The 21,152-nt window shown below is 69.2% G+C and carries 19 protein-coding genes and 6 pseudogenes; 11 read left to right on the plus strand and 14 right to left on the minus strand.

Annotated elements, in window-relative coordinates:
- The first annotated feature begins 206 nt into the window (after positions 1-206).
- The 4 genes and pseudogenes from ACFVX6_RS32695 to ACFVX6_RS32710 all read left to right on the plus strand — a co-directional run bounded on the left by ACFVX6_RS32695 (position 207) and on the right by ACFVX6_RS32710 (position 3,018).
- Positions 207-539, plus strand: a complete 333-nt coding sequence (locus tag ACFVX6_RS32695) for an STAS domain-containing protein (protein ID WP_389697646.1) — start codon at positions 207-209, stop codon at positions 537-539.
- Between the two features lie 147 nt (positions 540-686).
- A complete protein-coding gene (locus ACFVX6_RS32700; protein ID WP_389697648.1) occupies positions 687-1,037 on the plus strand; it encodes a transcriptional regulator in 351 nt (116 codons plus the stop codon).
- 2 nt (positions 1,038-1,039) lie between these two features.
- Positions 1,040-1,683 (plus strand): annotated as a pseudogene (locus tag ACFVX6_RS32705) (nucleotidyl transferase AbiEii/AbiGii toxin family protein).
- A gap of 441 nt (positions 1,684-2,124) precedes the next feature.
- Positions 2,125-3,018, plus strand: coding sequence for a hypothetical protein (locus tag ACFVX6_RS32710; protein ID WP_389697650.1), 894 nt, complete (start codon positions 2,125-2,127; stop codon positions 3,016-3,018).
- Positions 3,019-3,118: 100 nt separating this feature from the next.
- On the opposite strand, the pseudogene ACFVX6_RS32715 reads toward ACFVX6_RS32710, so the two are convergent.
- A pseudogene (locus ACFVX6_RS32715) lies at positions 3,119-3,606 on the minus strand (DUF4265 domain-containing protein).
- Positions 3,607-3,913: 307 nt separating this feature from the next.
- Here ACFVX6_RS32715 and ACFVX6_RS32720 point away from each other — a divergent pair.
- Positions 3,914-4,504 (plus strand): hypothetical protein, encoded by a 591-nt coding sequence (locus ACFVX6_RS32720; RefSeq protein WP_389697652.1) that lies wholly within the window; start codon positions 3,914-3,916, stop codon positions 4,502-4,504.
- Positions 4,505-4,716: 212 nt separating this feature from the next.
- On the opposite strand, the gene ACFVX6_RS32725 is transcribed toward ACFVX6_RS32720, so the two are convergent.
- On the minus strand, positions 4,717-5,190 hold the full coding sequence (locus ACFVX6_RS32725) for an ATP-binding protein (protein WP_389697654.1): 474 nt from the start codon (positions 5,188-5,190) through the stop codon (positions 4,717-4,719).
- Between the two features lie 618 nt (positions 5,191-5,808).
- Here ACFVX6_RS32725 and ACFVX6_RS32730 point away from each other — a divergent pair.
- Positions 5,809-6,144 (plus strand): annotated as a pseudogene (locus tag ACFVX6_RS32730) (hypothetical protein); the annotation flags it as partial.
- 27 nt (positions 6,145-6,171) lie between these two features.
- Here the strand turns inward: ACFVX6_RS32730 and ACFVX6_RS32735 are convergent.
- From ACFVX6_RS32735 to ACFVX6_RS32760, 6 genes and pseudogenes are all read right to left on the minus strand, one after another.
- A complete protein-coding gene (locus tag ACFVX6_RS32735; RefSeq protein WP_389697698.1) occupies positions 6,172-6,390 on the minus strand; it encodes a response regulator transcription factor in 219 nt (72 codons plus the stop codon).
- Between the two features lie 2,153 nt (positions 6,391-8,543).
- A pseudogene (locus tag ACFVX6_RS32740) lies at positions 8,544-9,101 on the minus strand (AAA family ATPase); the annotation flags it as partial.
- 46 nt (positions 9,102-9,147) lie between these two features.
- Positions 9,148-10,833, minus strand: a complete 1,686-nt coding sequence (locus tag ACFVX6_RS32745) for a hypothetical protein (protein ID WP_389697656.1) — start codon at positions 10,831-10,833, stop codon at positions 9,148-9,150.
- A 357-nt stretch (positions 10,834-11,190) separates the two neighbouring features.
- A pseudogene (locus tag ACFVX6_RS32750) lies at positions 11,191-12,093 on the minus strand (S8 family serine peptidase); the annotation flags it as partial.
- The gene (locus tag ACFVX6_RS32755; protein ID WP_389697700.1) at positions 12,042-12,410 is read right to left on the minus strand and encodes a transposase; all 369 of its coding nucleotides are present in this window, start codon (positions 12,408-12,410) and stop codon (positions 12,042-12,044) included. The gene ACFVX6_RS32755 and the pseudogene ACFVX6_RS32750, both read right to left, overlap by 52 nt.
- Before the next feature lie 3 nt (positions 12,411-12,413).
- Complete coding sequence (locus ACFVX6_RS32760) at positions 12,414-12,704, minus strand: transposase (protein ID WP_389697658.1); 291 nt, start codon at positions 12,702-12,704, stop codon at positions 12,414-12,416.
- Positions 12,705-12,851: 147 nt separating this feature from the next.
- Here ACFVX6_RS32760 and ACFVX6_RS32765 point away from each other — a divergent pair, with 147 nt between their 5' ends.
- Complete coding sequence (locus tag ACFVX6_RS32765; RefSeq protein ID WP_389697660.1) at positions 12,852-13,691, plus strand: glycine-rich domain-containing protein; 840 nt, start codon at positions 12,852-12,854, stop codon at positions 13,689-13,691.
- On the opposite strand, the gene ACFVX6_RS32770 is transcribed toward ACFVX6_RS32765, so the two are convergent.
- From ACFVX6_RS32770 to ACFVX6_RS32785, 4 genes and pseudogenes are all read right to left on the minus strand, one after another.
- Entirely contained in the window at positions 13,575-13,907 is a 333-nt protein-coding gene (locus tag ACFVX6_RS32770; protein ID WP_389697702.1) for a WhiB family transcriptional regulator, read from the minus strand. The genes ACFVX6_RS32765 and ACFVX6_RS32770 overlap by 117 nt on opposite strands.
- 176 nt (positions 13,908-14,083) lie before the next feature.
- Complete coding sequence (locus ACFVX6_RS32775; RefSeq protein ID WP_389697662.1) at positions 14,084-14,419, minus strand: hypothetical protein; 336 nt, start codon at positions 14,417-14,419, stop codon at positions 14,084-14,086.
- Between the two features lie 81 nt (positions 14,420-14,500).
- Positions 14,501-14,599: pseudogene (locus ACFVX6_RS32780) on the minus strand (IS5/IS1182 family transposase); the annotation flags it as partial.
- 108 nt (positions 14,600-14,707) lie between these two features.
- Positions 14,708-15,232 carry a VOC family protein gene (locus ACFVX6_RS32785; RefSeq protein ID WP_389697664.1) on the minus strand — a complete coding sequence of 175 codons (525 nt, stop codon included), beginning with the start codon at positions 15,230-15,232 and terminating at the stop codon, positions 14,708-14,710.
- Positions 15,233-15,580: 348 nt separating this feature from the next.
- Between ACFVX6_RS32785 and ACFVX6_RS32790 the strand changes: the two genes are divergently transcribed.
- Complete coding sequence (locus ACFVX6_RS32790; protein ID WP_389697666.1) at positions 15,581-15,901, plus strand: hypothetical protein; 321 nt, start codon at positions 15,581-15,583, stop codon at positions 15,899-15,901.
- Positions 15,902-16,441: 540 nt separating this feature from the next.
- Here ACFVX6_RS32790 and ACFVX6_RS32795 read toward each other — a convergent pair.
- Positions 16,442-17,221 (minus strand): hypothetical protein, encoded by a 780-nt coding sequence (locus tag ACFVX6_RS32795; RefSeq protein ID WP_389697668.1) that lies wholly within the window; start codon positions 17,219-17,221, stop codon positions 16,442-16,444.
- Between the two features lie 331 nt (positions 17,222-17,552).
- Here ACFVX6_RS32795 and ACFVX6_RS32800 point away from each other — a divergent pair, with 331 nt between their 5' ends.
- The 3 genes from ACFVX6_RS32800 (at position 17,553) to ACFVX6_RS32810 (ending at position 20,036) form a co-directional block, all read left to right on the plus strand.
- Entirely contained in the window at positions 17,553-18,116 is a 564-nt protein-coding gene (locus tag ACFVX6_RS32800) for a septum formation family protein (protein ID WP_389697670.1), read from the plus strand.
- Between the two features lie 525 nt (positions 18,117-18,641).
- Positions 18,642-19,109 carry a hypothetical protein gene (locus tag ACFVX6_RS32805; RefSeq protein ID WP_389697672.1) on the plus strand — a complete coding sequence of 156 codons (468 nt, stop codon included), beginning with the start codon at positions 18,642-18,644 and terminating at the stop codon, positions 19,107-19,109.
- Between the two features lie 351 nt (positions 19,110-19,460).
- The gene (locus ACFVX6_RS32810) at positions 19,461-20,036 is read left to right on the plus strand and encodes a hypothetical protein (RefSeq protein WP_389697674.1); all 576 of its coding nucleotides are present in this window, start codon (positions 19,461-19,463) and stop codon (positions 20,034-20,036) included.
- Positions 20,037-20,744: 708 nt separating this feature from the next.
- Here ACFVX6_RS32810 and ACFVX6_RS32815 read toward each other — a convergent pair.
- Positions 20,745-21,119 carry a ribosomal protein L7/L12 gene (locus ACFVX6_RS32815; RefSeq protein ID WP_389697676.1) on the minus strand — a complete coding sequence of 125 codons (375 nt, stop codon included), beginning with the start codon at positions 21,117-21,119 and terminating at the stop codon, positions 20,745-20,747.
- Between the last annotated feature and the right edge of the window lie 33 nt (positions 21,120-21,152).

Here is a 21,152-nt window from a genome sequence, read left to right on the forward strand (position 1 = left end):
GCTGTCGCCCCCGCCCTGCTGTCACGCCCTCTTCGACGGCGCCAGTGATGTCCGCGAGACGCAGGGCCTGGACGGGGACCCGTCGTGGGCGCCGGCGCAGCTTCGGAACCTCGGCGTAGGACGCCGTCCACCGGCCTCACACGGCGGCGGCCCCGCTGCCCGGGAAGAGCCTGGTCACCGCCCTGCCACCCTCCTACCCTGGACCGATGGACGATGAGCTGGACCCCACCCCGCCCGTAGAGGTGGAAAAGCAGGAGCAGCACGTGATCGTGCTCGTCGGCGGCGAGATGGACATCGACCGGGCCCCGCTCCTCCACGAAGCCCTGCGCACCCTGATAACCCAGCCCGACTGTCCGCCCGACGTCGTCCTCGACCTGAGCGAGCTCACGTTCTGCGACTCCTCCGGCCTGAACGCCTTCCTCCAGGCCCGCCTCACCGCCATCGAGTACAGCCGGCGCATCATCCTCCACGGCCCCAACCAGCAAGTCACCAAACTGCTCCACCTCACCGGCGCCCACCGCCTTTCCCCCATCACCTGACCGCCCGCCCCGGCCAGCGACCAAGGCCCGCCCCTTACTCAAGCGCTGCGAGGGGCGGGTCACGTCTCGGCCGGTCGGTCAGTTCCGTCGAGTCGTCGACCCGCGAGGGCCGACCCGTTCGCCGCCGGGCCGGGAGATACTCAGGGCATGACTGTTTCCGACCCCGGTCTCGACGACGTCATGCTGTACAGGCTGAAATTCGCCCGGCGGCTGCCCGCGAGCCTGTCCGCGCTGACCGGGCCCGCCCACGGAATCATCGAGCTCCCCCTCCACGTCGCCTGGTCCGGCCTACGCGCCTTCGACCTCGACCAGCCCCGCCAGCGCATGGGCCTCTACCGCACCGTCCTGGCCGAGGGCACCCACGAGGACCTGTGCCGCTTCCTCAACGCCGAGCTGCTCGCCAGCCTGTGGCCGGTGCTGCGGACTCTGGCCGGGCCGAGCGTGCGGGACGTGTGGGAGGAAGCCTTCCCCCAGCTCCGCGAGAAGACCGCCGCGTGAAGATGCCCGAACTGCACGCACGGCTCCTCGCCGACATGCTCGCGCTCGGCTCCCCTACCCGCTGGTCCTGACCGGCGGCTACGCGGTGCAGGCGCACGAGCTGCTGGAACGGGTCAGTCAGGACCTGGACCTCGCTACCGAGTCCCCGACCCCGATGGAAGAGATCGCCCAGGCCGTGCGCGCAGGGCTCACGGACCGGGGCTGGCAGGTCGCCGAGGTCGAGAGCGCCCCGCTGTCCGCCCGCTTCCAGGTCACCGACCCCCTCACCGGCGACGTGTGCGAGGTCGACGTCCTCAAAGTTCTGGCGGCCTCTCGCCCAGACCGCCTATGGTCCCGTCCTCGGTGAGGAGGACGTCGTCGGCACCAAGGTCCGCGCCCTGGCCGACCGGCCCGCGACTTCCTCGACGCGTACGCCGCTTCCCGCGGCTGGACCACGACCGACCTCGAAGAGTTCGCGCCGCCATGCACGAGGCAGGTTCAGTCCCGAAGACCTCCAGGGCCGCCTGGCAGGCGTCGGCTGGATCGACGACGCCGAATTCACCGCCTACGGCCATGACGAGAACGCCATGCCACCCTGCGGACCTGGGCACAACTCTGGTCCGACGACCTCGCCCGCCGCCTCCACGAACACGATCCAGACGCCTGAGAGCATGCCGCCAGCTCCCTGCGTCACCGCTCCCGCACTGCCGGCCCGCAGGCAAACCCATTGCCTCCGGCCTCAGCCAACCCCATACCCCGCACACAAGAAAGTCCGCCTACTCACCAGCCAGAAAACCGGTCCTGAGCAGGCACAACACGGACCCCCAGCCCATACCGCCTCCCCCCATACCTCCCCCGGTACCTCCCCTCACACTTCCCCCATGTGATCGGGGGCCCTGGCATCGGGACCGCGCCAGCCCTGCTGCCGGACACGGTCGGGGCCAACCCTCTGCGTTCCGTGCTTGGCCGCTGTGAAGACGAGCCGCCATAAGGCCGCGCAACGATGGCCTCCGTCCGATTGCGCCGCCCGGGCTTGAGATGCGGTGCCGACGCGCGGTGGTGCCCGTGGTGCGGGTCCGCCGGCAGCGAGCGCGGGAGACTGCCGGGCATGGACGTGGAGTCGGTGACGGCGGAGCTGCTGGCGTTGCGGCCTGCGGAGTTCACGGCAGCCCGCAACGAGTACGTGGCTCGGGCGCGGAAGGCCGGTGACAAGGAGCTCGCCGCAGCGGTCGCTGGGTTGAGGAAACCGACGGTCGCGGTGTGGACGGCCGGGCTACTGGCCCGCCGCCGCCCTGACGAAGCGCAGGGGCTGATGCAGCTGGGCAAGGCGCTCCGTACGGCGCACCGGACGCTGGACGCCGGGCAGCTGCGGAAGCTGTCGCATGATCAGCATGTGGTGATCGGCGAGCTCGCGCGGACCGCGCGCGCTCTCGCGGCGGAGGCCGGGCAGGCAGTGAGCGAGCCTGTGCTGCACGAGGTTGAGGGCATCCTTCATGCGGTTCTCGCCGACGCAGACGTAGCGGCCCACTGGGCGGCAGGCCGTCTGACAGCGGCGCCGGATGTAGCTCTGGGATTCGCGGGCCTGGAACCGCAGGCGGGAGCTGTACCACCGAGCACCAAATCGGCGGCCGAACCCGGCGCCACAGTGACGGAACAGGCCCGGCGCCGTACCCCGAAGACGGATGAGGATGAGGCTGCGGCGCGGGCACGCCAGGAGCGTGTGAAAGCGGCGGCGGCGGAGTTGGCCGAGGCGCGAGCCGAGGCCGACCGGCTCGAAGCCGAGTCTGCCGCCGGACAGGAGCTTGCGGACTCCGCTGCCGCAGCCGTGAAGGCGGCGGAGGAAGAGCTGGCCGCAGCGAAGGAGCGGCTGAGCCGGGCCCGTACGGCAAGCGCGGACGCCACCGCCCACTATCGGGAAGCCGCGCGGGCCGCTTCGAAGGCACGAGCGCAGGCGGAGACCGCGGCGCGGAAAGTGAACCGGCTCACCGGCGCGGAGGACTGAACGGCAGGAGAGCCGGAGGCCCGGGTCGCACATGATCGGCGCTTCGGTGGATCACCGGGGCCAGCACCGGTGCATGCGGCAAGGGATGTAGAACAGGAGGTTAGGCGTTCCACCACTCGTCGGTGCCGCAGCGACTTCGTAGTGCCACCAGCCTTCGTCCTGCCCTTCGTTCAGGAGCGCTTTGATCCCGGCGAAGTCCGCGTCGGCCGGGACGTTGAAGGCCACCATGGGAAAGTCGGCGCTCATGACCTCGCCGCCGAGGTCGAAGGTGGCCAGTCGTTGGTGCACCGCTTGAGGGCTGCGGGCCAGAGGCCCGGAGGGGATGGGCACGACGCGCACCGTGCAGTTGCCGGCTGAGCTGACCCGCCCGACAGCCCAGTGCAGTCCATCTGAGTCGGTCTGGAACTGTACGACGTCCCCCTCGGCAACGCCGTCCTGGAGGAACGGGACGTTCTCGATCACGGCCGTGCCGGCGCTGAGCCTTGTAGCCCACAGGCCCTCGATGTCCTGCGGGAACCAGCCCTCGCGCGGGACGAACCGGAACCAGACCTTGACCTTCTCGACCGTGTTCTCCACGGCGCCAATCATGCTCGACCCGGCAACATCATCTTGCACCGGGGCTGAACTGGGCAATCAAGGTTCGTTGAGACAAATCGGCAGGCTGTCAAACTTCGGTGAGACTAATCAAATTTCGCCGAGACGGGTCAACACGTACGTGTGACTGAGCGCCATAGTTGGTTCTGACCGCTCTTCCGTGATGCCTGCGTCATCCGCGGGATGGTGCCAGTCGGCGAGCCAGGTACCGCTGCTCCGTGGTGTCAGAGCGTGCTGAGGTTCGGAAGCTATGCACCATGCGCCTGGGTACCGTGTTGGCGGGTGTGGCAAGGTGGCGGTCATGGGTGACTCCAGGGCGTATCCCCTCTTCAGGAGTGCCAGCGCAGTGGACACGCTCGCGCTGGCACGGCGTCTGTGCTCGCTGATGGAGAGGCGGGGTTCGGTTGTCGAGCTGACCGCTGATCTACAGACGGCCGAAGACGTGTGGAGGATGGTGGAGGTCTTGCCAAAGGCTGTCTACAACGCACAGGCCGTGCCATTCGACGCGCACCAGTGGACTCACGAGTACCGGGCGGAGACGTTGCCCAGGGATTCATACGGGCTCGTGCCGTCGCTGCCGTTCCGCGTGGACGTCGACACGCCGGTGGATGATGAGCTGGAGGATCTCTTCGTTCAAGCCCTGGGCGGTGGCCCCGCCTCGATCTACTGGGACGGCAGCTGGCCGGACGTACCAGAGCTCGATCTCCTGGCGAACGCAAAGCACGAGGCAGTCGAAGTCGCTTTCAACAGCCTCGACATCGACTGGGAGCTACCCGCAGACGAGCACACGGTGTTCGTGCACCTGTCCAACCTCGGGAACCTCCCCCGGGCGGAGTGGCTGGCGCGGCAGGTCGGTGCGGAGGTCCTTGGGGACTCCGTGGCCGGCAGGTGACCGAGGCGGTAGACGGGCGCACAGAGGCCGGCCGTCACCTTGCGGTTCGATGGCCGGATGGAACGCCCACCGGACCTCAGGCCGGATCGGGAAGCCGTGGGCGGTCGTCCACGACAACACCCGCATCCCGGCCTTCCGCGGCCTGTACATGACGGCCACGCCCCGGATGTGGCAGCTCGGGAACGAGGACCAAGAGCAGGCCGGCTCGATGATCACAGGAGGCGCCCGGCCTGGTCCCCGCCGGGGTCGTCGGCCAGCCCTATCGTGACCTTTACCCGCTTGCCCACGGGCTCGCGTCGCACCTCGAAACTGCGGCACACCGCCATCGCGATCTCCAGGCCGTGCTGCCCAATCCGGCTCGGATCAGCCGCACTCACCGCAGGCAACTGCGCGGCGGTATCCCACACGCTGATCTCCACGGCACCGGCGCCGACCTCCAGCTCCAGCAGACACGGCCCGGGCGCGTATTTGTAGGCGTTGGTCACCAACTCGCTGACCACCAGCTCCACCATGCTCATCGCCCGGTCCGACACCGGGAGCCCGTGCACGGCCTGCACCGCGGTCATGAAACTACGGGCAGCATGCCTGGCCCCAGCGATCGGTTCGATGCCGTCCAGGGCCATCGCGGACATGATCGGGCGGATTAGTAGCGACTCACACTCGTCTTGGGACACCACATCAGCCATACCGCCACCCTCATCCTGAGCAAGCCACACGGCTGCTTCCAGCCAGATACCCCCAGACGGCAGCCACACACGAGAGCACAAAACGAAAATCTGACCACCCCTCACTCCGAGCGAAGCCGCTCCGAGCCGCGGACCGCCCAGAATCGCGCCTTCCAGCGCGTGCAAGGCATGAGGAGGGATCGGGCCGGTCGCGTACCTACCGCTCCCGCCAGGCCGCGCGGCCCAGGCGCGGGCCGTCGGCGGATGAGCAGGTGTCCGATCAGCCGCGGTGAAAGAGATCGACACCTCCTAGCCGGTCCCCGCCTCGTAGCGCAGGCTCTTGCCCGCCAGGAACCTCGCGGCCCTCGCACAGCCACTGGCGCTCAACAGCGTCGTAGATCGGCGAATCCGAACCCCTCCCGCCACCTGCCCGCGGGGCGGTCAAACCCCTCGGCGCCGGAACGTTTCTCTGGTCCATACCCAGCCCAACGACCCGACACAGGATCCCGTGGCGGGCCGTGACCCACCCGACACCACCCCGGGACCCCCGCCACCCGGACGGACCGCCGGGGGTGGGGTTCACCCGGCGCATCCAGCAGGGGTCCCCGGCGCTGCGATTCGAAGGACGACGGGGGCCCCGGCGACGACATCATGCGCGGCGGCAACGGCGCCGACTACCTCTACGGCGAGGCCGGGAACGACACCAACTACAACCCTCTCCTGCTCGACCGCGCGGCGCAGCTGCCCCGATGCGGATCCCGAATTTCCCCAGGCTCCTCGTTCCCCGTGGAATGTGCGGGCCGTGCCGAGGGGTCAAGGGCGCCCGCGGCGGCGCTTCGCGCTCGGACTCCGCCCACCCTGGACAGCTCGCCCCGCCCCCTGTACCTGGCTGGCTATCGGCCGTCCCTTCCGCGCGCCCGATCGCAGGCCTCTCGCGAGCTTGGCCGCTGCCTCCCCGGCGGTCGTGGCAGTTGATGCTTTGGCGTGACTCGGAGGGCACTGCTACTCGGCCCTTGAGGACGTGCGGTTTGTGGTGGCCAGCTCGGCGGCGAGTTGTGTTCTGCTGCTGATTCCGAGTTTGCGCAGGGCGTTGGCGACGTGGTGCTCGGCAGTCCGTGGCGAGACGTGCAGCTGCTCGGCGATGGCGCGGTTGGAGTGGCCTTGGGCGGCGAGGAGAGCGATTTGGTGTTCGCGGGGGGAGAGGCCGTCGCCGTATCCCACGGGGCCGCGTTTGCTGACGCGGGTGAGCCCTTGGCGGCGTAGCAGGCGGCGGTAGTTGTCGAGGTCCCATTCGCGCCGATGCGCCGATATGTTTCCAGCGCCTCGTCACTGAGTTCCTGTGCCCGCTGGCGGTCGGCGGGCAGGCTGCAGCGGGCGGCGCCCTGGAGGGCGTGTGCTGTTTCGAGAGGCCTGCCGGCCTCGGTCCAGGCTTGGGCGGCCCGTGTGAAGAGCGGCAGGGCGGTGTCCGGGCGCCGGTCGGCTTCCGCGAGGTGGGCGCGGCATGTCAGGAGGGCGGCGGTGGCGGCCGGGGCGTGTCGTCCGTCGATGCCGTGGGCGAAGTCTTCGACGAGCCGCTGGGCTTCGGGGTGCTGGCCGGTTCGGATGAGGGCTTCGACGGCGGTGGGGGCGAGGTCGGTGGCCCAGATCCATCCTCCGGTGCGTCGGATGTGGTCGAGGGTGAGCGTGGTGGCGGCGTTTGCGTGGTCGGGGCGGTCGGCGGCGAGGTGGATGCGCGCGAGGGCTGCCGCGGAGGCGGGCAGGACGATGCCGGTGTCGAGCTGGGAGGTGCGGGCGGCGTTCGTCAGGTCCTGGCGCGCGGTGGCGGTGTCCCCCCGCTGATGGAGGGTGAGCAGGCCGCGGACGAGGAGGGACTCGGCGGCGAGGTCACGGATCTCGGAGTAGAGGTGGACGGCGCGCTGTGCGCGCTCGGCGAGCCCTTCCCAGTGGCCGGTGGTCCAGGCGAGGAGGAGGTGGGCGGTTTCGGCGAGTCCCTCGAGGTACGGGATGCCGTTACGTTCCAAGACTTCGTCCGCCTGGGCGAGGTGGTCGCGGGCGGCGGTGGGGTAGCCGAGCGCGGTGGTGGCGTGGGCGAGGTTGACTCGGGCGCGGGCGAGCTGGACTTCCTCGGCGGCCGAGGCAGGGGTCTGGGGCAGGGCTGCTGTCGCGTTCCAGGCTTCCGGGTCGCCGGTGAACATCAGGACGGTGGCCCGGTTGACGGCGATGGCGGTGCGCTGGACGGGATCCGTGATGCGCGGGATGAGTGCTTCGGCGCGCTCCAGCCATCCCAGATGCTGGGTCAGGGGCCATCCCTGGACGGAGGGGAAGGCGATCGCGGACATCGCGCGGGCGGCGAGTTCGGGTGCGGTGTCGGTGAGGTCGTCGGCGGCACGGGCGATCTCGTCCATGCCGGCGAGTCCGAGACCGGCCTGGTTGCGCATCAGGGTGCCCAGGTAGAGACGCAGTTCACCCCGGACGGCCCGCGGGGGATCATCCTGGCTGATGACGCGGCGCAGGGCGGGAAGGGTGGCGCCGTCGGGCATCGCGGACAGGGCGGCATTGCCAAGTTTCAGGCCGAGCCGGATCCGGGCGGCGGCGGAGGGGTGGTCGCTGAGCGCCGTGAGGTAGTGGCGGGTGGCGGTGCTGGTGTCGCCCTGCGCCGCGGCGCGGTCGCCGGCGGCTTCGGTGTAGCGCAGGTAGGCCTTGGTGCGGCCGGCCTGTTGGTAGTGGTGGGCGATCTGGGCGAGCGGCGGTGGTGAGATGTGGGTGAGGACGGCTTTGGCCGCGCGCAGGTGCAGCGGGCGGCGTTCGAACTCGCAGATGGCTTCGTAGGCTGCCTGGCGGGCCAGGGAGTGGCGGAAGTCGAGGGTCCCGGCGGCGGCGGGGTGCAGGACGCCGTGATCGAGCGCCATGGTGACGGCTCGGCGGGTGTCGGGTTCGCTCAGGCCGGTGATGTCGGCGAGCAGGTCGACGGTGACCGGACGCGCTGCCACAGCGGCGGCGGCGATGACGTCGCGGGCCTGTTCCGGGAGGAGCGCCAGGCGTTCCAGGAGCACGCGCCGCACCGGGGCGGGCAGGATGATCGTGCCGTCGGCGTCCGGGGTGCTGCCGTCGTCGTCGGTGATCAGCCGGATCACTTCTTCGATCACGAAGGGGATGCCGGCTGTGCGGCGGTGCAGACTTTCGGCGAAGTGCTCGGAAGTGTGTTCCGCGCCCATGAGCTGAGCGGCGAGCTCTCCTGTCTCCGCTGCTGTCAGGGGAGACAGCCGGACTTCGTGGACCTGTGCGCCGGATAGCCACGAGGCCGGTCCACGGTGCCCTGCGGCATGAGGAGTGTCGTCCCGGTCGGTGAGTACGACCGTGAGGTCGGCGGGCAGGCGCGTGGTCAGGACCCGCAGGAACTCTCGGGTGCTCGCGTCGGCCCAATGGACATCCTCCAGCACCAGGACCGCCGGATCTATTGACCGGAGCAGTGCGTAAATGGCCCCGTGCAGGCGATAGGTCTCGGCCTGCGTGTAGCTGAAGACCGGAAGCTCCGGCGGCAGGAAGTCGGCGAGGTCGGGCAGAAGAAGACGCAGGGCCCCCGCGAGTGCGGGTACTTCGCGCAGCGCGTTGGTGGGGAGGCGGTTGAGCGCGGCGATGACGGGTCCCAGGACGGGAGTCTGCGCCATCTCGGAGCACTGCCCGATCAGGTGTGGGAAGTTCTTCAGCGCGGGGGTCCGCAGGAGCTCCTGGACGAGTCGCGTCTTGCCGATGCCGGCCTCGCCGGTGATGACGATGATGCTCGGCGGCTGGGCTGCCGCCCGGGTCAGCGTTGCGAGCTGGGCGGTGCGTCCGATCAGGGGGGTGGTGGGGGTGTGCCGTGGTGCGTGCACGGGAGGCTGGCTCTCCTGGGGTGGTCCGAGCGGATACGCCACGTGGGGGCTCTGCCGCACTGCCCGTACGGGCCCGCCCCCGCGGGGCCCGTACGGTGTCTCGGTGTCAGTGGTGTTCTGGGGATATGCGGCGCTCTGACAGCTGCTGTTCGTAGAGGCTGGCGGGTGCCACCGCCTTGCCGGGGCTGACGATCGTTCCGAGTGAGGGTGTGGTCGGGAGTTCGTCGTCGTGCTTGCCCTCGACCTGCTCGCTGGTGATGCCGTAAGCCCAGTTGTTGGCGGTGGGCGGGGCCAGGATCGTGTAAGTGGTGGCCTTGGTGTTCCAGAACATGTTGTTGGCGCCCTGCCAGCCGTGTCCGGTGCCGCCGTCCCAGGCATTGGCGGCGATGAACGCGCCGTCGGAGCTGTTGATGGTCAGCTGGTCGTAGAGGGTGCCCGAGGCCCAGCGCATGTGCGGACCGGCGTCGACCTGGCCCTGGCCCGTGACGGACGTGGCGGTTGAGCGGGTGAAGACGTTGGGGCCCGCGGCGAAGGCCTGGGTGGTCCAGGCGTGGACGCGGTCGCCGGTGACGGTGGTGTCGCGGACCAGGACCTGCTGACCGCCGACCATGAACGCGGGCGGCGGGGCCAGGCCGTCGGGGACCTTCATGTCCAGGTCGGCGGCCCGCTCGATGGTGACGCGGCTGGCGTTGTCGTTGACGTAGAACCCGGAGCCGAAGCGGGTCAGCTTCACGTCCTTGACCCACACGTCCCGTGCGGCGCCGATCGTCACCAGGCGGGAGGCGAAGGCACCTGCGTCCTTGTTCTTGCCGTCCTCGGGCCGCCCGTAGTTGGGGTCCTCGGTGAATTCCTTCGCGTCCGCGGCCAGGTTCTCCACGCCCGCGTTGGTGACCTGGCCGGCGAGGGTGTAGTGCCAGGCGGTGCCGCCGCCGTACTTCTTCTCGATCGCGGTCGTGATCGGGGCGTCCAGAGTGACGGTTTTCCCCGAGACGGCCACCACGGTGCGTGCCGCGAGGATGCCCGAGTTCGGCGTCCAGGACTCCCCGCCGGGGATCTTGTTCATCCCGATCGCGTTGATCCACTCCTGAGTGGTCGGGCGCTGGACCACGATCCGCTCGCCCGCCTTGAAGGAGGAGGCGTCCTGGAGCGTGACCTTGGTCGCGCCGACGGGCACGTAGTCGTCGGCGATCGACACCCGCTGCCCCGTCCGGGTGTAGTCACCGTCGCCGCCGATGGTGATCAACGATCCGGGCACCCCCTTGGCCTCGAGGAGGGTCCCTCCCTTGCCGAGGTCGGTGCCGGAGCCGCGCAGGACGACTCCGTCCGCCAGCTTCAGCGAGGCGGTGACCCGGAACGTCCCCGGTCCCAGGAGGACCGCGCCCCGCACACCGGTAGCCGACGGCTTCAGCTTCGAGGCACTGTTCAGGGCGGCCTGGATGCGGGGGGTGTCGTCGCCGCTGCCGCGTGCATCGACACGTCCGACGACGGCCGCGTCGGGCAGAGGGACGCCGCCGCCCTTGTACCCGGCCGACGAGAAGTCGGGGATGCGGTTCTTCGACGCGTCCGGCGTGTAGGACAGCTTGCCGTTGACCAGGGCCAGGGAAGGCACCTTGGCCGTGCCCGACTGCGTGGCCTGCGCGGCCTGCTCATCGCTCTGCACCCACACGACCGCCGTGGTCGCGAGCGCCGCGACCGCGCAGGCGGCCGTGATGCGGCCCGCGCTCATCGTCCTGCTGTGCCGCCCCTTGCCCTTCCGGTCCAGTGTCTGCTTCTTCGTCCGCCTGGCGCTCATCGCGCTGCTCCTCAAAAGTGGTGCGGTATCCCGCTAGCCCTACGACAGGAAATCGTAGGTCGAATAGAAAATCTAGCCGCAGATTCTTTGGTGATGGAACCGTTATGGCCCAGAATCTTCGGCTTGCAGGGGTAGGGTGGCCTCGCCGTCGGATCGGCACGCGACACCCGGGTTTCCTGGGACCTGCCAGTCCGGTACCGCTGTGGGGCACGGGCCGCCGGGATTCTTCATGGCCCGGCAGCCCGTGCTGTGTGCCCGTCCTGATGCGCTGCGCTGGGGCAGCGCCTCCCATGGCTGTTTCGGGACGGGCCCTGAAGGGGGCAGGCGGCTGTCGGGCCGGCCTGCCGGGTCAGCGGGTCAGAACTGGAGGGACCAGGCGTTGATGTAGCCGGTGTCCACTGGGGCGTTGTCGGTGACGCGCAGGTTCCAGGTGCCGTTGGCGACCTCGCTGGACGCGTTGACGGTGTAGGTGCCCTGGACGTTGTCCGCGTCGTCGTTGCTCTTGTAGTCCTTCAGGCGGTAGGCGCTGCCGTCAGGGGCGATGAGCTCGACGCGAAGGTCACCGCGGTAGGTGTGGCGGATGTCCACGTTCACCGCCAGGGTTGTCGGCGCGTTGCCGCTGACCCCGGACACGGTGACCGGCGAGTTGACGGTGGCGTTGTCCCTGATCTGGTAGTCGGCCGTGTTCTCGAACTTCGGGCCGCTCGGCGGCGGAGTGGTGCCACCGTTGTTGATGTAGAGCAGCTTGTTCGGGGAACCGGCCTTGGCGTCGGTGACCTTGTTGGGGGTGGCGTCGGCCACGAGCTTGTCGCGGACCTGCGCCGGCGACCAGGACGGGTTTGCGGCCAGGACCAGGGCTGCCGCCCCGGCCACGTGCGGGGAGGCCATCGACGTGCCCTGCATGACTTCTGTCGCCGTGTCGCTTGAGTTGGAGGCCGAGGTGATGTTCACGCCCGGGGCGAACACGTCCAGGCACGTTCCGTAGTTGGAGAACGAGGCGCGGGCGTCGTTGCTGTCGGTCGCACCCACTGTGATGGCGGCGGGCGTTGCAGCGGGTGACTCGGAGCAGGCGTCCCTGTTGCTGTTGCCCCCCGCCACCGCCCAGGTGATACCGGACGCCACCGAGTTGGCCACCGCGTCTTCGAGGGACTGGCTCTTGCCCCCGCCGATGCTCGCGTTGGCCAGGGCGGGCTTGACGGCGTTGCGCGTCACCCAGTCGACCCCGCTGACGATGTCCGACCACCCACCCCGCCCGGCGCAGAGCCCTCGACGTCGTCGGTCCGCTTCACGATCCCGACGATGATGTTCAACGCGTCGCGGGCCCATGAAGACAGCGTGGAATCAACAGAGTTGACGTATCCGCCGTCGGCCCACACCAGACTGATCGTGCGGAAGCCGGCGGCGAGCTGGGCAAGGACGGCGCGGCCTCCGTCCCGGTCCTGCACGGACGCGGAGGTGACGGCGACGACCAGCAGCAGCAGCAGGCCCATCGTGTCCACGATCACGTGTCTCTTCCGCCCTGTCGTTCGCTTCCCCGCATCGAATCCACGCGCCTCGCCGCCCTCGCTGGTCTTGATCGACTAGGAGTCGATCACGGCGACCGACGGCTCGGGATCGCATCCGGCCCCGATCCGGACCTGGCGGCGGAGCTCGTCGTGAACGCGATCCCAGACGCCGTCCCGGCGCCACTTGGTGAACCAGCGGTGGGCCGCGTCCCAGGGCATCAGGTCGCGCGGGAGCATCCGCCACTGGCAGCCCGACCGCAGCACGTAGAAGACCGAGTCGAGCACCAACCGGTCTCCGTACTTGCGCACCCCGCCGCCTTTCCGCTGGTCACGCACGGGAGGGAGCTGCTGGATGATCTCCCACATCTCATCGGTCAGGCTGGACGGATAGCATGGGCCGCTGACGGCCTCGGAGTTGTCGCACTGGCACACACCACGTGATCATTCCGGGCCGTCGCCAAGCCCGGAGAGCAGATCGCGACCGTCACGCTCTGTTCCCGTGACTACAGCCGCATGGCGGCGTTGAACACGCCGTATCGAATCCTCGTCTGCGCCTCCTGCCGTGCGCCGCCGCCACGCTGCTGCCCATCGCCCTGCTTCCCGCCACTGCGGCCACGGCCACGGCCGCGATCGCGGCCAGCCCCGCCGAGCAAGGTCTTCCACAACGACGGTGACCACACCTACGTGCTGCCACTACGTAAGAACGTCAAGACGCTGCAGGTCGTGGCCATCGGCGGCGGCGGAGGAGGCGGGGGTGGCCGCGGGGCCTGGCGGAACTTCGGCGCGGGCGGCGGATCCGGTGCGGGCGGGACCACCGTCTCCTGCGACATCAACAACTACCAGGGCGACCCCCAATTGCCCGTCACCAAGCTGACGGTGCACGTCGGCAAGGGCGGAGGCGGGGGGCAGGACGCCAACAGCGGCGACTACACCACAGTCTCCTTCCCAAGCTCCGGGGCCTGGACTCGCTCGTCGACCTGGCGTCGCTCGGCACGAGCGGCGGCGGGGCCAGGTCGCGGATGGCGGTCACCATCACCGCCGCGCCGGCCATGGGCCGGGCGGAGCGCCGGAGCCTGCTTGGGGAGGCGCTGGTGCACATGGCCCGCGAGTTCGGGTACGTCGACGCGGAGGTGGACCTGCTGTAGGCGGAATACCCGCGCTTCCGGGAGCAGGCCCGAACCGATGGGTGGGCCGAGCCCCACAGCCGGACGGCGCGGGACTTGTGCTGATGCCACGTCACCCGGCGGCGTCCCAGGTCTGTTCGTTGTCGGCAACGGCGAGGCGCTCGTGTTCCGACCTGGCGGCTTCGAGCAGACGTCGCCAGGACGTGACCAGAGGGCGCCGTCGCAGTAGCGCCCGCCGTTCGCGCTCGGTCATCCCGCCCCAGATTCCGTGCTCGATGCGGCTATCGAGGGCGTGGGCGAGGCATTCGGTGCGCACCGGGCAGCCGGTGCAGATGGCCTTGGCGCTGTTCTGGGCGGCGCCTTCTACGAACAGTTCCTCCGGGTCAGCAGTACGGCACAGTGCCCGCTCGCTCCATTCGTCGTCATCACCCGCGACCACCCCCATGCCGTCCTCTCCCCGATCAGCCTGCCGGCAGCGTGTGACGTTGGCAGTTCGGTGACGGTACGCCAATCGGGCGAGGCAGAGAACATCGGAATCAGGCAACAACTCCATCGGGTGAATTGGCGCTTGGCCACTGCTGGGTCGCGCGACACCAACGTCTGGACTTCGCGGGATCGGTGTTACCCGTCGGCCCGGCCTCCCGGGATGAGAGGGAGCGGGGCCTCGCCTGTCAGCTTGCCGATGCGCTGTCGGATCGCCCGGAACATCTCGGCGCGGTCCTCCTCCGGGTGATCGACGCGGTCGTAGCGCAGCTGGAGCGCGGCGGTACGGTCCGTGACTTTCCACCCACGAGGTCGTGTTCCGGCGCTGTCCTGCTGCGACCAGCTGAACATCGTCCGGGAGGAGGACTTCGTCTGCGTCTTCTGCGACGAGGCACCCTGCCCGAAGGCAGGAGTCGTTGTCCGCCCGTGCCCGAAGGGCACAGCAAGGGCGGACCAGCCCGCAGTGCTGTCCATCAGATACGCGTCAGTGAGCCTTTTCCAACCTCACGTTGAGGCGTGGTGCAAGACGAGGACAGCCTTCACGATGGCGGCGATTCAGTTGGTGCTGCAGCGAAGTTTGCGCAGCAGGCGCAAGCTCTTGCGGGTGGCCATGGCGCGCTCACCGAGGCAGCGGGTCTTGGCGTGGGTGGTGTTATGACGCCGCTTCTACCCCTTGAGTCGGCGGTCCCGGAACGGGACTCGGATGGGGCGGCCGGTGTCCTGGTACGCCTTGTCCGCCCAGCATTTCAGCGGACGATAATCTCAGTGGGTCGGGCGCTGCGGGGTGCTGGCCACCCCTGCCACCCGGCCGCTGAGCGCGGCGTCCAGAGTCTCCTGGGCCGTGCGCATCGCCTCGGCGTACTTCGGCTCGGACATTCGCTGCCAGGCTAGGTCTGGTGCGATGTGCTCGACCCGGCTCATCACCCACCAAATGTTGCCGAACGGGTCCCGCACCCTGCCGCCGCGATCCCCCCACGCACTGTCAGCAGCCTCAGTGATTATGTGCGCCCCGTGCGAAACGGCAGCGGCCATGGCGGCATCTGCGTCAGGGACGTAGACCCGCAACAGCGAGGGCATCACCGGCCAGTCGGGCCGTCGGTCGAAGGCCAGCACGACTGTGTCGCCGACTCTGATCTCGCCGTGGCCGATGGTGCCGTCCTCGACCGGCACCCGTGCGATCTCCTCGCCATCGAACGCGAGGGTGATGAAGTCGAGCAGCGCGCCGGTGTCGTCGGTGACCACCCACGGCGCAACGCTCGTGTAGCCCTCGGGTGCAGTGTGACTCATCAGTGTCGTCCCCTCCTGTGGTTCTTCGGCTGTGATGACACTAGAACTTAAATAGGACAGTTATGGTCCTAGATCAAGCATGAAACCAGCGCCATCCTCGTCAGCACCCCGGTCATAGCCCTCCGCCCTCTCGAACCCCGCGCTGAGGATGGAAAAGTCTCACTGACCACATGATCGAACGCCGCCCCCTGGGCACCGGCCCCCACGCCACAACTCCCCCGCACAACCGGTGACCGGCCGCCGGTCCCGCCTCGCCGCAGAACCCAAAGGCCAGCCCGACACAGGCCCTAAGAGGCTCTCCACGCGACAAACTCCCGGGCGGCGGGCCAGGGCGGCTACCTGGTCCGGGTGGACGCCGGGGAAGCGGACGTCTCCGCCGAGGTAGACCAGGAGGCCGGCGCGGACGAGGTGCCGACTGCGGCAGCGGTTACCCGCGGCCGGCACCGCAACGGCTCCCCCAAGGCCTCCGCCAGACGGTCTGCGGCCACCCCGGCCCCCATCGGGTCCCGCAGCGCGGCCCGGATCTCCTCCGGGTCGGCAGCCTCCACCACCGTCCGCAACCACAACCCCGGGCCAGCGTCCGCCGGCGGAACCAGGCCCGAACCGACCGCCGACCGCCACGCCGCCACCGGCACCCGCAGCCGGCCCGCTGCCGCGTACTCGTCGTAGCTCTCACCTACCGAACGCGTCATGAAACGCACTCCGATCGCACATCGACCGGCCCGACCACCCCGCCGTGCCCGAAAGACGGCTGTATGCCGGGAAACGTGTCAAGTACCCCAGTTTTGCTGACAGTTGGGGGCGCACCGTACAAGCCGCCTACGCGTACGCGAGGGCCAAATTCACTCGGCGGCGGACGTCGGCGGGGCCCGCAGGCTCCGGCCTCGACGGAGCGTTACAAGCGCCTTGGCGGCCCAGGCCGCCCGTCACCTCGGACCACTCCGGCGCCCAATGGGCCACCAACGCTTCCGCCGCCACCGGGGCGAGGGCGGCCGCCGCCCTGAGCGCCAAGGCTCCGGAGACGACCCGCCTGCGCGGCGGCGGCGGCCGGGCGGGCGGAGTCGGGGCGTCCGGCCGGCTCTCGGCCCGACTCTTCACCGGCCGACTCCCCACCCATTCCAGACATGGACATGAAAGATCACTCCTCGCGGAAAGACGCGTTTCCCACCTCCGGCGGAGGTGTGATCCGCACAGTGCGGGAGACAGGGGTTAGCCCCGCAAGGCCCAGCAAGACCGCAAGTCAGAGCATGAATGAGCCGCACTTGCACACGCGCTACACCACCACGCCGCTAGCCCCGCAATCCCTGCGGACCGCGAACAAATTCGGTCAGCCGGCTGCAGCGTCCGGGCCCTGCCCGAACCGGTGAAGATCCTCAACACCCACGTCCAGGCGCAGCCGCTTGAAGCGGATCGGGTGGCGCCAGACGCCGCCCCGGTCGATCGAGCGGTCGGCGCTGATCTCGGCCACCAGGTCGGGGCAGACCAGACGCACGTCCAAGACGTCACGGCTCCCCCACGTCGCAGCGAACGCGACGCCCTCCCAAGGGTGTCCGGGGTCGGCAGCGACCAGGTGCTCGGCGACCAGGTGGGCCGCCTCCGTGCGCAGCGGGACGGTGCGTCCAACCGTGCGCAGCCGACGGTCCTGGTCGTGGCGGCCGAGGACGAGGAGCTGCGGGCGGGTGAGGGTGTCGGTGACGGCGCCGATGATCGCCTCGGTGGTGTCACGTCGTCTGACCTTGGTCCACGCCCCCTGTGACCTGGCATGTAGCGGCTGGTCTGGGGCTTGCAGAGGACGCCCTCTACACCGGACACATCTGTCCACGACTCCAGCCACTCCCGGGCCCTGGCCGGGTCCGTAGTCATCGGACACAGGGTCCATGGGGCCGTCAGGGCATGGTCGGCGAACAGGGCCTCCAGGCGGGCGCGGCGCTCCACGTAGGGCAGGTGCAGCAGCTCGCGGCCGTCGGTCTGCAAGACGTCGAACACCACGAAAAACGCCGACAGCTTGCCCGGCAGTGCCCGGGATTGTCCATCCGAGGGGTACGGCGGGGCCGTCCAGGGCGCCGAAGGCGTACGTCACCGCGGCTCGTGGGTGGAGGAGCTGTCGGGGTGTCCGTGCCCGTCAGAGACCACCCGCAGCACGTCCGGCTAGGACGCGTCTCGGCCGGTTCGAGCGGCCCCCGCCGCCGGTAGAGCGTAGCGTGGAAAAGCAGTACAGCTTCATCGGCGGGCAGGCGTCGGCGTCGTCCGGCCTTTGCCCCCGCCCGAAAGCCTCCGAGAGGGATGGCGTCCCACCCTCCGTGCAAGGAGAGCTGCGCGCATGTCCAGAATCCCGAAACCACCGCAACCATCGCCGTCCGCCCCTGTGCGCCACCGAGGGCGGACGGGCAAGGGCCTTTCCGTCTCGCCCATTGCCGTCCACACGGCAGCGCTCGTGTGCGTGCTGTCCCTCGGGCTCTTCGGAGTGCCGGCCTACGGGGTCTCCGGCCCGGCCTCCACCGACGTGGACGACATCAAGGTGGGCGACTGCTTCAACTCCAACGACGATCTGAAGGATTATCAGGGTGAAGGTACCGAGGCGCCCTTGACCGTGGACGTCGTGCCCTGTGACCAACCCCACCAGTCGGAGGCATACGCCGTCTTCAACCTGGAGGACGGGCCGTACCCGGGTGAGAAGAAGATCGCCTCGATCGCTGACGAAAAGTGCAGCGGCAAGGCGCTCACCGACTACGTGGGCGCGAATGCGAAGCTCCCGGAGACGGTGACGATCTACGACTACTATCCGCAGTCCGGCAATTGGGTGCTCGACGACCGCGCGATCACCTGCTTCCTGGCCGATACCAACGGCAAGAGCACCGGCTCGTTCCGCGCCACCGGCTCCTGAGCCTACCCCGGCCGGGCCGGCGATCCGGGGTGCAGGCGGTGGTCCCCGTTCCGGCGGTCTCAGGACGCGTCCCTTCCCACGGTCCCCGTCCGCTGCGGCCGTCCCCGAAACCGACCCCGCCTGTCCCCGCTCGCTCATCAGCAGGACGAGCACTGAACCACCCGGGCCAAAGCGGGGCCCGACCAGGAAGAGACGGCGCGACCGACTGCGGGCGCATCTGACGCACGGGCAGGGCATCGGGCCTGAAACAGTTCGGCCAGGACGTTCTGAAGGCCGAAGCAGCCACCGACGGGCCGGAAGAATCGGGGCGCCAGCCAGCCCGCCGGGCCCTGTGCCCAACCGCGCAGCGACCGTCGGCGAGGCCGACGGACCACGCGCCGGGCTGACTGCACTCGAAGCACAGCGCAGTGCGCGCAGCATCCACACCGGGCGTCCGGCGGCGTTCCGGACGGCCGCGCCGCCACAGCCGAAACGCCGAAGCACATGTCACTGGCGATGCGCGGGCTATGGGATAGAACGGTTCGTATGGACGTTGCAGTGCTTCAGCAGATGCTGGACGAGGTTGAAGACAATGCCGTCGTACACCACGGATACACCAGCTACATGCGTGACTACGAGATCATCGTCTACGTCGGGGTGGATCCCCAGAGCAACGAGCCCGCCCACCTGCGGTACCTCTTCCGGTACTGCGTAGACGCCCGATGTGTGACGTCGGTCGTGGCTCCGACCTGGAGGATGTCTCTGGACGACCGGCTCATCGACTACGAGACCGGCGTAGATCTCGACGGATTCGTCTGGGGCGTGAAGTGGGCCAATCTGACGTGCTCTCAGGTTCTTCTCGAGTCCGAGGCAGCCGGACAGTGGTCGCGAGCCGTCGGGATCGACTTCCACGAAGTGCTCGTCGACACCAACGCGCACTCCCTCACCCTCATCTTCTCTGACCTGCGGATCAGCGAAGTTCCGATCGGGTACGCCCCCTTCGTCACGGACTGAGTGGGCCTACGCGTCGCCTCCGTAGAGGGCATGATCAGTGTTTGTTGAGGCGTCGCCAGCAGATGAGGGACTGTAAACCGAACGGTGTAACTCCCGATCATGGAAGATGCATCATCAATGGAGAACTGCAGGTCGCGGTCGTCACCACCGCCAACCAGCCCCTGCACACCATCCGGCGCGCGGACAAGACCTGGGCCCCGACCACACCGGCGCCCCTGACCGGTATCAAGGGCCGTGCGAAGGCCCTGGTCAATCTGGCCTGGCACCAACGCGGAGGGAACTGGGCGCAGAACACCAGCCGTGAGCAATTCGCCGGCTTCCACACCACGCTGGCCCAGGCACCGCAGCAGAATGCGCGCGGCAGAGCTGAACCCCGACGACCCCACGCCCCACATCAACGAGATCTGGGCGGAACTGGACCTCGGCTACTCCGACGACGTCATGCAAGAGATTTGGAAGAAGATCACCACCCTCGACCCGCACCACTACGACGCGTACTACGCCGCACTCCAGTACTGGTGCGCGAAGTGGCGCGGCTCGGAGGAACGCGCCATGTCCTTCGCGCAGAAGGCAGCGGTCGGCGCACCGTTGGGCAGCCTCCTCAGCGCGCTGCCCCTGATCGCCTGGTACGAACACCGCGACACAGACGCGACCAGCGCCGACTTCCGTTCACCCCACCTCATCTCTCTGGTCGACACGGCCCTCGCAGACGTCGCCGCAGCGCCCTCGGATCATCCGAACACCGCCGAGGTTCGCCACCTGCTGGCCTACTTCCTGACCCGCCAAAAGCGGTACGACGCCGCACTGGGCCAGTTCCGCATCGTCGACGGCTACGTGGGCTGCCTCCCATGGAAGTACTGGACCGACCCGGCAGCCGCCTACTGCCAATGGCGCGACCGCGCAGCCCACCACGCCCGCCAGCACTGAGCGGGCGACGTCGGTCTGGCTGCCCGGTCGGCCCTGACGGGCCGCCACCTCCCCGGGCGGGACCGGATCAGCGGTAGCTTCCACCGTCCCCAGCGGGCCAACAGGTGCGCGGGTACGCCGTGGCCCGTAGGCCGGTAACGCCGGCCCGGGCGTTCAGCGACGCCACAGAGGACTATCCGCTCGAACTCCCACATCTCCCCCGGCATGCCAGCCGCCGGCGGCTTCGTCGAGCGCCTTCAGCAACAGCATCGACCGTCCTGGTCTTAGTCCGTCGGCCCCGGTATTCCGTCGGAATACCGGGGCCGTGGCGGCCCGGTCGTACTGCCCCAGAGCGCTCTGGGCACCGGCCCTGGCCCGCGCACCCATGTCGGCGCGGACTGCGCACAAATCTAACCTGCCCCCGCTGGCGCCCACGCCGCGTGCAGGCTCCCGACCCTGGCCGGCGGCGCGGTGCGTCAGGGCTCGGAGCGTGGGCGGAGACTGTGCGGGTGGATGATCAGTGCCGCCCTCTGGGCACCGGCCCCTGCCAAGCCACCGCCCTCGACGGGCCGGTCCGCCGTGGCCGTCTGACGGCCGAACTCACCAACCCGCCCGGCCGAACTCACCAACCCGCCCCGGCGGTACCCGCGGGCAAGGAACCAGCTGCCGTGCGGCCGCAGCGGCGGGTCCTCGGCACTGGCGGCGGCGCCAGCACCTAAGGCTTGTCTCTCAGACCGAACTGGGCGGATTCCAGATCGCTGTGGGCAGGCCATTTGCCCAGCAGATCTCCAGGGGTCGCGGGTCCGTGCACTGCGCCGAAGTCAGGGGGAAGGCTCCCCGTCTAATGGGGCGGCCGCAGCAATCGCAGAGCAGCCTGGTGTGGGCGCCTGCGTCCTCAAGGGTCCGAGCCGCCTCGACAGCGGCTTCGAACCAGCCGGTTGCCTCCACCTCTACGGGTGCGTCGGCAAGCAGAAGCTTGCTGTTCCACAGGCTGAGGCCGGTGACCGTCCGTATCGCACGGACTGCCTCCATTTTCCGGTCGCCTGCTTCTGTCAGCAGCACACGGAATCCTGGCTCTTCCACACAACCTCCCCGGCCGTCCATGAGTTGTCCGGCAAGTGAACCATCACGGCAACT

It is taken from the genome of Streptomyces sp. NPDC058289 (assembly GCF_042880975.1).
GTDB lineage: Bacteria > Actinomycetota > Actinomycetes > Streptomycetales > Streptomycetaceae > Streptomyces > Streptomyces stoeckheimensis.